The organism is Grimontia sp. THUN1695, assembly GCF_059704325.2.
The window spans coordinates 1,745,038-1,758,071 of the sequence record NZ_AP046577.1 but is presented as its reverse complement, the minus strand read 5'-3'; the positions used below and the strand labels follow the sequence as shown (position 1 = coordinate 1,758,071).

The window sequence follows — 13,034 nt, the reverse complement described above, 5'->3', positions numbered from 1 at the left end:
ACCCTGCCCATCACCAGCAGACAGGAGAAACACCATGAACCCGCAACAACAACAGCACTTCGAGGCCCTTTACCAACAGCACCTCAACAACTTAACCCTTCAAGGCAAACGTCCCGCCACCATTGACGCCTATGCCCGCGCTGTCCGGCGTATTGCCGCCTTCTTCGATTCTCCCCCCGACAACCTCTCTCAGCAACAGCTCAAAACCTACTTCGTGCGCCTTATCACATCCCATTCCTGGAGCACCGTGAAGCTCGACCGTAATGGCCTGCAGTTCTTCTACCGCTATACCCTCAATAAGCAGTGGGAATGGCTCGATATCGTCAAGCCCCCTCAGGTCAAACGCCTGCCAGATATCTTAACCCCCAACGAAGTCGGGCTGCTCATCACCTTTACCCGACAACCCCGCTATCAACGCTTCTTCTACACCCTTTATTGTCTCGGATTGCGTCTGGGCGAAGGACTGCAACTCACTGTCGGGGATATCGACAGTGCCCACCATCAAGTGCATATCCGCAATGCCAAGGGCGGTAAAGACCGCTTGGTGCCGCTGCCCGACAACACCCTCACGGTGTTGCGTCAATACTGGTGCACCCATCGCCACCCAACCTTGCTTTTTCCCGGTATTGGCAATGAAGGGCCGATGGACCGCGGCGGCGTGCAAAAAGCCATGAAGCAGGTCTGTCGGGACGTCGGTATTCATAAGGCCATCAGTCCTCATTCCCTGCGCCATTGTTATGCCACCCACCTGCTCGAACAAGGCTTGGATTTACGCTCTCTGCAACGCCTGCTCGGTCATGCCAGCCTCACCACCACGGCGCGCTACACCCAACTCACTGACGTGAAGCACGCCCAACTTCATCAGGCAGTCAATCAACTCGCGTCTGGCCTCACCATCATGTGGGAGGCGCCATGAGTGCCTTTATCCAACTGCTGCAACAGCATGCAGGAACCCTAGATACTCGACACCTTACTCCGGATATCGGGCGGGCTATCTTTGCCATGACCCGTTGTCGGACCGGAGCGTTGGGAACATCACAATGGGCATGTCAGGGCTGTCACCATGACGAGCGAACACCGCTCTCGTGCGGGCATCGCCACTGCCCCCAATGCCAACACCCTCACACGGTGCAATGGCTCCAACGACAGGCGGCTAAGCTGTTGCCGACCTCGTATTTTATGGTGACCTTTACCCTGCCTGCGGCTCTGCGCCCGCTGGCCCGCACACACGCGCGGACACTGTACTCGCTCATGTTCTCGGTCGCAGCGTCTGTACTCAAGGCGTTTGCCCAGCGCAAACATGGCGGCGACAGTGGGTTTACCCTGGTGCTCCACACCCACAACCGACGGCGGGATATGCACCCGCACCTGCATGCCATTGTGCCTGCGGGGTTTTATCACCCCACGCGCCGCCAGTGGCATAAGGGCAATAAACAGTTCCTTTACCCTCACGCGGCACTGGCGTCGGTCTGGCGCGCCCGGCTGTTGGCCGCCATCAACACCCATCCCACCTTGACCTTGCCACCCTCGTTGCCAACGCAATGGGTTGTGGACTGTCGCGCCGTGGGACAGGGGCTACCCGCCCTCAAATACCTCTCCCGGTATCTGTATCGTGGGGTGTTGCCGGACAGGGACATTCTCGATATCAGCGATAATCAGGTGACCTTCCGCTACACCGACAGCCAAACTGAGCAATCGGCGACGCGCACCTTGCCGACTCAGCGCTTTTTGATGTTGATCCTTCAGCATGTATTACCCAAAGGGCTACAACGGGTACGCGACTATGGCCTGTTGCATGGCAGCGCCAAGCAAAAACGGCTCACGATCCAGCTGATGCTACTTCACATGGCGCACCGGACATTACCGATTGACGTCCCCGTCAAACAGCACACTACGCGATGCTGCCCTACGTGTGGGGAGCGTCGCTTGGTCTGCGTAGGCGTAACACGACCGAGATAGCCGAAAGGCGAACAGAATAAGGAGAATGGCGACCATTTAGACGAAGGAGAAAACGCAGAGAAAGAGACACACAATCACGTAACCCATTGAAGTTATGCAATACCTGATAACTTCCTGGCGGCGCTCGCCTGTCAATCAGTGACGGGCGTACATCCACACTGTGCTCATCCGAGCAATTTACTTAATAAAGCAGCGACGGGCTTGTTCAACACCCAAATAAAGTGTCGGCTGCGCGACACTTATTCTTATTTGTTGAACGAAGCCGCTACGCGGCAGAATGCCGCCTGACCGCCTACGTTTCTCCCAACCCTGCCCATCACCAGCAGACAGGAGAAACACCATGAACCCGCAACAACAACAGCACTTCGAGGCCCTTTACCAACAGCACCTCAACAACTTAACCCTTCAAGGCAAACGTCCCGCCACCATTGACGCCTATGCCCGCGCTGTCCGGCGTATTGCCGCCTTCTTCGATTCTCCCCCCGACAACCTCTCTCAGCAACAGCTCAAAACCTACTTCGTGCGCCTTATCGCATCCCATTCCTGGAGCACCGTGAAGCTCGACCGTAATGGCCTGCAGTTCTTCTACCGCTATACCCTCAATAAGCAGTGGGAATGGCTCGATATCGTCAAGCCCCCTCAGGTCAAACGCCTGCCAGATATCTTAACCCCCAACGAAGTCGGGCTGCTCATCACCTTTACCCGACAACCCCGCTATCAACGCTTCTTCTACACCCTTTATTGTCTCGGATTGCGTCTGGGCGAAGGACTGCAACTCACTGTCGGGGATATCGACAGTGCCCACCATCAAGTGCATATCCGCAATGCCAAGGGCGGTAAAGACCGCTTGGTGCCGCTGCCCGACAACACCCTCACGGTGTTGCGTCAATACTGGTGCACCCATCGCCACCCAACCTTGCTTTTTCCCGGTATTGGCAATGAAGGGCCGATGGACCGCGGCGGCGTGCAAAAAGCCATGAAGCAGGTCTGTCGGGACGTCGGTATTCATAAGGCCATCAGTCCTCATTCCCTGCGCCATTGTTATGCCGCCCACCTGCTCGAACAAGGCTTGGATTTACGCTCTCTGCAACGCCTGCTCGGTCATGCCAGCCTCACCACCACGGCGCGCTACACCCAACTCACTGACGTGAAGCACGCCCAACTTCATCAGGCAGTCAATCAACTCGCGTCTGGCCTCACCATCATGTGGGAGGCGCCATGAGTGCCTTTATCCAACTGCTGCAACAGCATGCAGGAACCCTAGATACTCGACACCTTACTCCGGATATCGGGCGGGCTATCTTTGCCATGACCCGTTGTCGGACCGGAGCGTTGGGAACATCACAATGGGCATGTCAGGGCTGTCACCATGACGAGCGAACACCGCTCTCGTGCGGGCATCGCCACTGCCCCCAATGCCAACACCCTCACACGGTGCAATGGCTCCAACGACAGGCGGCTAAGCTGTTGCCGACCTCGTGTTTTATGGTGACCTTCACGCTGCCTGCGCCAATGCGTCACCTGGCCCGTACACAGGCCAAACCCTTGTATGCCTTGATGTTCTCGGTCGCAGCGTCTGTACTCAAGGCGTTTGCCCAGCGCAAACATGGCGGCGACAGTGGGTTTACCCTGGTGCTCCACACCCACAACCGACGGCGGGATATGCACCCGCACCTGCATGCCATTGTGCCTGCGGGGTTTTATCACCCCACGCGCCGCCAGTGGCATAAGGGCAATAAACAGTTCCTTTACCCTCATGCGGCACTGGCGTCGGTCTGGCGCGCCCGGCTGTTGGCCGCCATCAACACCCATCCCACTGTAACCCTCCCCATTTTAGTGACAGTCTAAATTAGAGCTTTTCCTGCTTTCATACTTAGCCAGATATTCCCAAGGGGTTAGGTCATTGAGAGAGTCATGCGGTCTCTCGTTGTTGTATTCCTTCATCCAGTTTTCGGTGATTTCTCGGACTTCGGACAGCGTTTTAAAAACATACATGTCGAGAACTTCAGTTCGATAGGTTCGGTTAAAGCGTTCAATGTATGAATTTTCTGTTGGCTTGCCTGGTCGGATAAATTCAAGCTCAACGCGGTTCTCTTCCGCCCACTCGGCCAATGCCGTTGAGACAAACTCAGGGCCGTTGTCCATGCGTAGTTTCTGGGGAGCACCGCGCCAAGCAATAATACGCTCTAGGACTCGGATAACTCTCGGTGCGGGGAGATTCAAGTCCACTTCAATGGCCAACACTTCTCGATTGAAGTCATCAACAACGTTGAAGGTGCGAAAACGCCGGCCACAGACAAGGGCATCGCTCATAAAGTCGATAGACCAACAACTGTTCGCCCAATCAGGACAACAAAGCGGCGTTGGTTCTCGCTTAGGGAGGCGTTTCTTACCCTTTCGCCTCAAATTGAGTTTTAGCGAACAATACACGCGATATACTCGCTTGTGGTTCCATGCGTGCCCCCAACGTTTAAGGACTTTGAAGAGTTTTCCAAAACCATACGCAGGGTAACGTTCTACCGCTTCCTGCAGCTTGGCAATGACTTCATCATCACGATGCGGGTCAGGACGATACCGATACACTGAATCACTGATGCCAACCACGCGGCAGGCCATCCTTAAGCTGGCCTGAAAGTGTTGCCGAACGTATTCCACAAGTTCACGTTTAACCGCTGGCGTTACAGCTTTTTTTCTAAGATATCTTTGACAATACGATGCTCGAGGCTGAGATCTGCAAACATCTGTTTGAGCCTTCGATTTTCGTCCTCTAGCTCTTTCAGTCGTTTAACATCAGAAGCTTCCATGCCGCCGTACTTGGATTTCCAGTTGTAGTAAGTTGCATCGGAAATGCCGTATTCACGGCAGACTTCGTTCACTTTTCGACCCGCTTCCACTTCTTTGAGGATCTTGACGATTTGCGATTCCGTGTAGCGTGATTTTTTCATCAGACGTTCTCCGTTCGTTTCAGTGTAAACGGAAAAACTCTAATTGCTAATGACCCGCTTTTCGGGGAGGGTTACACACCTTGACCTTGCCACCCTCGTTGCCAACGCAATGGGTTGTGGACTGTCGCGCCGTGGGACAGGGGCTACCCGCCCTCAAATACCTCTCCCGGTATCTGTATCGTGGGGTGTTGCCGGACAGGGACATTCTCGATATCAGCGATAATCAGGTGACCTTCCGCTACACCGACAGCCAAACTGAGCAATCGGCGACGCGCACCTTGCCGACTCAGCGCTTTTTGATGTTGATCCTTCAGCATGTATTACCCAAAGGGCTACAACGGGTACGCGACTATGGCCTGTTGCATGGCAGCGCCAAGCAAAAACGGCTCACGATCCAGCTGATGCTGCTTCATGTGGCACATTCGACCTTGCCGCAAGAGGCGCCCACCAAACACCACACTGTCCGGGGTTGCCCTACCTGCGGGGAGCGTCGCCTGGTCTGTGTGGGCGTAACACGACCGAGATAGCCGAAAGGCGAACAGAATAAGGAGAATGGCCGCCATTTAGACGAAGGAGAAAACGCAGAGAAAGAGACACACAGTCACGTAACCCCTTGAAGTTATGCGATACCTGATAACTTCCTGGCGGCGCTCGCCTGTCAATCAGTGACCGGCGGGCTTCCTCTCTATGCGCATCCGAGCAATTTACTTAATAAAGCAGCGACGGGCTTGTTCAACACCCAAATAAAGTGTCGGCTGCGCGACACTTATTCTTATTTGTTATGTACGTGCGCTTTGTTCCAGCGAAACAAACAACGGCTTTACAAACTTTGCTTCTTCTTGATAACGATTTCTCGTATCCCAAAGATCAACTGCATGTTGAATGTTAAGCCAAAATTCTGGTGTATTACCTAATGCCGCGGCCAACTTGATTGCTACCGGAGCTGTTAACACTCCACCATTAATCAAATTACTCACCGTATTTCTGTGTACGCCCATAGCTTCAGCGAGCGCTTTTGATGTGATGCCCATTGGTTCAAGAAATTCAATTTTTAACATTTCCCCAACGCTAACTGGACGACGTTTTGTCTTACGCATAGTCGTTACCTCAATACTTATGTGGGTCTAAGTAAGTATTTAGTGCAACACCATCAACCCACTGAAAAATCAAACGATACTGTTTGTTCACTCGAATTGAACACCAACCTTTAAGATTTCCTTCAAGATGTTCAAAACGATTACCCGGTGGAATTCTTAAGTCTGATTCAGCTTGAGCTGCATCTAAGATTTCCAGCTTCCGAAATAGAGCGTTCTCTATGCTACTTGGAATTAAACGATGTCGTTTATCATCCTCGTAAAACTGCTCTAACCACTTATCTTTAAATTCTAATGCCATTGCAACTTGCACTGTCTCATTGTGCATCCATAAACAAAGACTAACGCATAATGACACTGTGCACAAGTTTGATTTGTAGGAAGGATTTCAGAAAAGTACATAACGCCCAATTAAGGGGTGAACAACGCCTCCACTCAAACCTAAAGCATTGTGCCATAAGCACTAAATTTGAAGTAAAAACAAAAATGCCAAGCGTTGTGAATCCGTCTTAAATGCTTTGTTGAACGAAGCCGCTACGCGGCAGAATGCCGCCTGACCGCCTACGTTTCTCCCAACCCTGCCCATCACCAGCAGACAGGAGAAACACCATGAACCCGCAACAACAACAGCACTTCGAGGCCCTTTACCAACAGCACCTCAACAACTTAACCCTTCAAGGCAAACGTCCCGCCACCATTGACGCCTATGCCCGCGCTGTCCGGCGTATTGCCGCCTTCTTCGATTCTCCCCCCGACAACCTCTCTCAGCAACAGCTCAAAACCTACTTCGTGCGCCTTATCACATCCCATTCCTGGAGCACCGTGAAGCTCGACCGTAATGGCCTGCAGTTCTTCTACCGCTATACCCTCAATAAGCAGTGGGAATGGCTCGATATCGTCAAGCCCCCTCAGGTCAAACGCCTGCCAGATATCTTAACCCCCAACGAAGTCGGGCTGCTCATCACCTTTACCCGACAACCCCGCTATCAACGCTTCTTCTACACCCTTTATTGTCTCGGATTGCGTCTGGGCGAAGGACTGCAACTCACTGTCGGGGATATCGACAGTGCCCACCATCAAGTGCATATCCGCAATGCCAAGGGCGGTAAAGACCGCTTGGTGCCGCTGCCCGACAACACCCTCACGGTGTTGCGTCAATACTGGTGCACCCATCGCCACCCAACCTTGCTTTTTCCCGGTATTGGCAATGAAGGGCCGATGGACCGCGGCGGCGTGCAAAAAGCCATGAAGCAGGTCTGTCGGGACGTCGGTATTCATAAGGCCATCAGTCCTCATTCCCTGCGCCATTGTTATGCCACCCACCTGCTCGAACAAGGCTTGGATTTACGCTCTCTGCAACGCCTGCTCGGTCATGCCAGCCTCACCACCACGGCGCGCTACACCCAACTCACTGACGTGAAGCACGCCCAACTTCATCAGGCAGTCAATCAACTCGCGTCTGGCCTCACCATCATGTGGGAGGCGCCATGAGTGCCTTTATCCAACTGCTGCAACAGCATGCAGGAACCCTAGATACTCGACACCTTACTCCGGATATCGGGCGGGCTATCTTTGCCATGACCCGTTGTCGGACCGGAGCGTTGGGAACATCACAATGGGCATGTCAGGGCTGTCACCATGACGAGCGAACACCGCTCTCGTGCGGGCATCGCCACTGCCCCCAATGCCAACACCCTCACACGGTGCAATGGCTCCAACGACAGGCGGCTAAGCTGTTGCCGACCTCGTATTTTATGGTGACCTTTACCCTGCCTGCGGCTCTGCGCCCGCTGGCCCGCACACACGCGCGGACACTGTACTCGCTCATGTTCTCGGTCGCAGCGTCTGTACTCAAGGCGTTTGCCCAGCGCAAACATGGCGGCGACAGTGGGTTTACCCTGGTGCTCCACACCCACAACCGACGGCGGGATATGCACCCGCACCTGCATGCCATTGTGCCTGCGGGGTTTTATCACCCCACGCGCCGCCAGTGGCATAAGGGCAATAAACAGTTCCTTTACCCTCACGCGGCACTGGCGTCGGTCTGGCGCGCCCGGCTGTTGGCCGCCATCAACACCCATCCCACCTTGACCTTGCCACCCTCGTTGCCAACGCAATGGGTTGTGGACTGTCGCGCCGTGGGACAGGGGCTACCCGCCCTCAAATACCTCTCCCGGTATCTGTATCGTGGGGTGTTGCCGGACAGGGACATTCTCGATATCAGCGATAATCAGGTGACCTTCCGCTACACCGACAGCCAAACTGAGCAATCGGCGACGCGCACCTTGCCGACTCAGCGCTTTTTGATGTTGATCCTTCAGCATGTATTACCCAAAGGGCTACAACGGGTACGCGACTATGGCCTGTTGCATGGCAGCGCCAAGCAAAAACGGCTCACGATCCAGCTGATGCTACTTCACATGGCGCACCGGACATTACCGATTGACGTCCCCGTCAAACAGCACACTACGCGATGCTGCCCTACGTGTGGGGAGCGTCGCTTGGTCTGCGTAGGCGTAACACGACCGAGATAGCCGAAAGGCGAACAGAATAAGGAGAATGGCGACCATTTAGACGAAGGAGAAAACGCAGAGAAAGAGACACACAATCACGTAACCCATTGAAGTTATGCAATACCTGATAACTTCCTGGCGGCGCTCGCCTGTCAATCAGTGACGGGCGTACATCCACACTGTGCTCATCCGAGCAATTTACTTAATAAAGCAGCGACGGGCTTGTTCAACACCCAAATAAAGTGTCGGCTGCGCGACACTTATTCTTATTTGTTATGCTTAAGCTTCAATGAGTTACGTTTTACCAAAACCGAGATTAACTCAGCTTTAACTCACAAACAAAAGCCAAAAACTAAAAAACTGAAATGACTCATAATTTTTGAAAATCAGACTTTGAACTTTGGCAGATAAAACCGAAAAACCTAAGATCAAACTTCTGATTGAGCCAACCGCCCTAGACTCGTGCTTGCCCGAAAATTGACTGAGGCAACGCTCTGAATTTCCAGCGCCAAAGAACAAGTGTCCGGAAAACAGCGCCCAATGGAGCCAACTTGCCGACAAACACAAAACTGAAAAGCCAAAGGAACAAAGAAGAACCATAACTCACTGATTTTGCGTGATTAAGCATAACAATTTATTAGATCCCAAAGTGGGGTAATTAAACACCCCACTTTGGGATTTTTTACGCATCCGCCAGACACTTGGACTTAGTATAAGTGTATGTTTTAAATAGAGTATCATCATACATCGCAAAATCACGAACGAGAAAATACGACAAATTGGGGTATTTTCTACACACCTCACGATTTGCATTAGAAAATCTATCGAAAACTCTCGGGATGAGATGGGTGCCGTTAGCTTTCGCTTGACGAAGTGCAGAGAAGATAGTCCTCAAAGTCACTGAAGCCATGCGTAAGGGCTGACAATGAATGATAATGCGTCTGCTATTACCTATAGCGCTTCCGCTGTGACAACTAAGGCAAGCTATCGTCCCCGTGTCGGTTGGGTTGCTTAGCCGAGAGCAGGTGAGTTATGTGGGTAATAAATGTTATAGGGGTTATCGAATCTTTGCTAATTTGAAAAAAACACTTGAGTTCAAAAAAGCGGCCATGTTACCTTGCGCGACAATCTCGAACAAAGAGCTTTTCGGGACACACGCGGCGCAATGTTGAAGAAGTTGTTGCCGCAACGTAGGTATCAGGGAATGGTTCCCTGATAGAAGGGCATTAATAGTGCTGTCTGGCTTCACCGAAGCTGGGGCATATTGAGGAACCCAACTGTGATTAAATATTACCACCACTTCAGCTTCGTCTTACCAGACTGCAGTATTATTACTGAGCCTTGATCCTTCCGGTTAAAAGAGACGCATTCCATATGTTTAGGGCGCGATACCCCACGACATGATCGTGACGCTTTGTCGCCTTTGTTTTGCGTGCTCGAACACACTCAGGTTTCCGTCAATCTCGCATGACGCGGCTTGACGGGTAATTCCCGACACTCTCGGGGGTGTGCACGCCATTTAACTGCCGAGTGAGCCCATTGATTGCATCGTATTGTTGCAGGGGACACTACACACAAATTTGCAGAGAATGGTGGGTAAACATGGAAGATCAAAAACAATGATTAACTTTCCCACTGAAACACAGGATGTGTTGAAAACCAGCCCAGTACCTGTGATGCAAGGCCTTCATGATCTGACGCCTGATGAATTGCTACTCAGTCAGGAGCATTACGAATCAGAGGTCCGTTCTTATCCCCGTCGGTTGCCAGTTGCCATCGCCAAAGCTCATGGTGCTCTGGTCGAAGACAGTCGAGGCCAGGTATATCTGGATTGTCTGGCAGGTGCAGGCACCCTGGCGCTGGGGTACAACCACCCTGAAATCAATCAGGCATTGATTGAACAGCTTCATGCCGGTATTCCTTACCAAACCCTGGATATCACCACACCTGCCAAAGATGCCTTCATCCGTGAGTTGATGGCGTTTCTGCCGCAAGATTTTGCAGAAAATGCCAAAGTCCAGTTTTGTGGCCCGTCAGGCGCTGATGCGGTTGAAGCGGCCATTAAACTCGCCAAGCAAACCACGGGGCGCAACACAATTGCCGCTTTCCATGGTGCGTATCACGGCATGACCAATGGCACGATGGCATTGATGGGTAACCTCGGCACAAAAGCGCGCCGGCAGGGTTTGATGGCAGATGTTCACTTCCTGCCTTTCCCTTACGATCTGCGCTGCCCATACGGCCTTCATGGTGAGCAGGGCGCGCGTCAGGGACTTCGCTACATCGAACGTATGCTGGCCGATGATGAAAGTGGTGTGCAGAAGCCTGCTGCCATTATCGTTGAGCCCGTGCAGGGTGAGGGGGGCGTGATTCCCGCACCGGCGTTTTGGCTCAAGGAGCTTCGCCGCATTACCGAAGAAAACGGCATTTTGCTGATCTTTGATGAAATCCAGTGTGGTATCGGCAAAACCGGATCCCATTTCGCGTTTGAAGAGGCGGGTGTCACGCCAGATATTCTTTGCCTTTCCAAAGCGGTTGGCGGCGGTCTGCCGATGTCACTGCTGGTGTTTGATAAGTCTATTGACACCTGGCTGCCGGGCGAGCACACAGGTACATTCCGTGGCAACCAGCTCGCGATGGTCTCTGGGGCAAAAGCGATGGAAATCATCCGTCGCGACAACCTTGCCCAGCAAGCCCAAATCACCGGGGACTACCTGCGCCGGGGCTTGGAGAAAATTGCAGATAACACCACCTGTATTGCGGAAGTGCGCGGAAAAGGCCTGATGCTGGGCATAGAAATTTGCGATCCCAAGGGCATTAAGAACAAATTTGGCGAGCCGCAATCTGCCCCTGAACTGACGGTGGCTATCCAGCGTGCAGCGCTTGAACGCGGTTTGATCATCGAGAAAGGCGGACGTGATGGCTCGGTGCTTCGTTTTCTGCCACCCATCATTATTACCTTCGAACAAATCGATTTTGCGCTGAACGCACTGAAAGACGCCATTGAATCCCTGGTTGAACCCAAACAGGTTTCTCAGCCAATGGACAGCATCCAGCAAAGCTGGCGCAATCACTTCATTCACGTTGGCAAGCATGGTGCCGATGGTTTCGAATCTGCAATGAACCAGAGCACACAGGCGTTGAAGAAACTGTTTGAGAGCGCTGATTCGCCTTATAGCGGTCTGGAACCCATGATGTTGCAATCGCAAATCCGTCACGCTCAGTTGGGTGAGAACCCACAGCCACTGAGCGAGGTGATCGATGAAACAACGGCGCTGATTGGTAAAAACTCAATCATTGTCCAGCACCCGCACTGTATTGCACACCTGCATACGCCCCCTATGTTGCCCGCCGTTGCGGCAGAAGCCTTTATCACGGCATTGAACCAGTCAATGGATTCCTGGGATCAGGCAAGTTCTGCGACATTTGTAGAACAGGAAGTGACAGACTGGCTTTGCAAGCGCTTTGGTTTTGATGACAACGCCGACGGTGTTTTCACCAGTGGTGGCACACAAAGCAATCTGATGGGCCTGCTGATGGCCCGCGACCACATCATCCGCCAAACCAGCGGACACGACGTACAGAAAGACGGTTTGCCGCAGTATGCCGACAAGCTTCGTGTGATCTGTTCGAAGAACGCCCATTTCACCATGCAAAAATCGGCTTCCCTATTAGGGCTTGGCGAAAATGCGGTGGTGTGTGTCGACACCTACAGCGACGGCACCATCAGCACTGAATCTGCGGAAGAAGCCATTGCATCGTTGAAAGCAGAAGGCCTGATCCCGTTTGTGATTGCCGGTACAGCGGGCACCACAGACAACGGCTCGATTGATGATCTGGATGATGTTGCCGATCTAGCTGGGAAACATGGTCTTTGGATGCATGTCGATGCCGCTTATGGCGGGGCATTGGCACTCAGCCGTCATCATGCCCGTCTAGAAGGGATTGAGCGCGCAGATTCTGTGACTGTCGATTTCCACAAAATGTTCTTCCAGCCCATCAGCTGCGGTGCTTTGTTGCTGAAACATAAAACGTACTTCGACGTTATCCGTCATCATGCCGACTACCTGAACCGCGAAGAGGATGTTCTGCCAAACCTAGTGGACAAATCCATCGCCACGACACGCCGTTTCGATGCACTGAAAGTGTGGATGACGCTGCAAAATGTTGGCCCGCAGGCGCTGGGCGCGATGGTTGACCACCTGCTGAACCAGACACAGCAAGTGGCAGATATGATCAATCATCGTCCCGATTTTGAATTGCTGGCGGTACCTTGCCTGTCCACCGTGTTGTTCCGTTACACCGGCGTTGATACCACGCTGGATCTGGACGCGCTCAATAAGCAAATCCGTCTGGATGCGTTGGTGCAAGGCCGTGCTGTTGTCGGCGAAACCATTGTCGATGGCAAGGTTGCACTCAAACTGACACTGCTCAACCCCTGCCTGTCTCTGACAGATTTTGAGCAACTACTTACAGCACTTGAAGGGCTGGGAAGCGATATTGCCAAACAGGCTTCTCTTTAA

The 13,034-nt window shown here is 52.7% G+C and carries 9 protein-coding genes and 2 pseudogenes; 8 read left to right on the top strand and 3 right to left on the bottom strand.

Annotation, left to right across the window (positions count from 1 at the left end):
* The first annotated feature begins 34 nt into the window (after nt 1-34).
* The 4 genes and pseudogenes from AC6IB1_RS11500 to AC6IB1_RS11485 all read left to right on the top strand — a co-directional run.
* Nucleotides 35-916 carry a tyrosine-type recombinase/integrase gene (locus AC6IB1_RS11500; RefSeq protein ID WP_497566778.1) on the top strand — a complete coding sequence of 294 codons (882 nt, stop codon included), beginning with the start codon at nt 35-37 and terminating at the stop codon, nt 914-916.
* Complete coding sequence (locus AC6IB1_RS11495) at nt 913-1,959, top strand: IS91 family transposase (RefSeq protein ID WP_497566777.1); 1,047 nt, start codon at nt 913-915, stop codon at nt 1,957-1,959. Before AC6IB1_RS11500 ends, AC6IB1_RS11495 begins: the two co-directional genes overlap by 4 nt.
* Nucleotides 1,960-2,299: 340 nt before the next feature.
* On the top strand, nt 2,300-3,181 hold the full coding sequence (locus AC6IB1_RS11490) for a tyrosine-type recombinase/integrase (RefSeq protein ID WP_497566780.1): 882 nt from the start codon (nt 2,300-2,302) through the stop codon (nt 3,179-3,181).
* Nucleotides 3,178-3,789, top strand: a pseudogene (locus AC6IB1_RS11485) (IS91 family transposase); the annotation flags it as partial. The gene AC6IB1_RS11490 and the pseudogene AC6IB1_RS11485, both read left to right, overlap by 4 nt.
* Nucleotides 3,790-3,792: 3 nt before the next feature.
* Here the strand turns inward: AC6IB1_RS11485 and AC6IB1_RS11480 are convergent.
* Nucleotides 3,793-4,904, bottom strand: a protein-coding gene (locus AC6IB1_RS11480; RefSeq protein WP_497566779.1) for an IS3 family transposase whose coding sequence is annotated in 2 segments (ribosomal slippage) — nt 3,793-4,652 and nt 4,652-4,904 — 1,113 coding nt in all. Because the reading frame shifts where the segments join, the coding sequence is not laid out codon by codon here.
* Nucleotides 4,905-4,984: 80 nt separating this feature from the next.
* On the opposite strand from AC6IB1_RS11480, the pseudogene AC6IB1_RS11475 reads away from it, so the two are divergent.
* Nucleotides 4,985-5,431 (top strand): annotated as a pseudogene (locus tag AC6IB1_RS11475) (transposase); the annotation flags it as partial.
* 252 nt (nt 5,432-5,683) lie between these two features.
* On the opposite strand, the gene AC6IB1_RS11470 reads toward AC6IB1_RS11475, so the two are convergent.
* Together AC6IB1_RS11470 and AC6IB1_RS11465 are read right to left on the bottom strand one after the other, a co-directional pair.
* Nucleotides 5,684-6,001: a HigA family addiction module antitoxin gene (locus AC6IB1_RS11470; protein WP_026027241.1), complete on the bottom strand. Its 318-nt coding sequence runs from the start codon at nt 5,999-6,001 to the stop codon at nt 5,684-5,686.
* 10 nt (nt 6,002-6,011) lie between these two features.
* The gene (locus AC6IB1_RS11465; RefSeq protein WP_001162670.1) at nt 6,012-6,299 is read right to left on the bottom strand and encodes a type II toxin-antitoxin system RelE/ParE family toxin; all 288 of its coding nucleotides are present in this window, start codon (nt 6,297-6,299) and stop codon (nt 6,012-6,014) included.
* Nucleotides 6,300-6,607: 308 nt separating this feature from the next.
* On the opposite strand from AC6IB1_RS11465, the gene AC6IB1_RS11460 reads away from it, so the two are divergent.
* The 3 genes from AC6IB1_RS11460 (at nt 6,608) to AC6IB1_RS11450 (ending at nt 13,034) form a co-directional block, all read left to right on the top strand.
* Nucleotides 6,608-7,489, top strand: coding sequence for a tyrosine-type recombinase/integrase (locus tag AC6IB1_RS11460; RefSeq protein ID WP_497566778.1), 882 nt, complete (start codon nt 6,608-6,610; stop codon nt 7,487-7,489).
* Nucleotides 7,486-8,532, top strand: coding sequence for an IS91 family transposase (locus AC6IB1_RS11455; RefSeq protein WP_497566777.1), 1,047 nt, complete (start codon nt 7,486-7,488; stop codon nt 8,530-8,532). The genes AC6IB1_RS11460 and AC6IB1_RS11455 overlap by 4 nt, the downstream gene beginning before the upstream one ends.
* Before the next feature lie 1,598 nt (nt 8,533-10,130).
* Nucleotides 10,131-13,034 (top strand): pyridoxal phosphate-dependent class III aminotransferase, encoded by a 2,904-nt coding sequence (locus tag AC6IB1_RS11450; RefSeq protein WP_497566776.1) that lies wholly within the window; start codon nt 10,131-10,133, stop codon nt 13,032-13,034.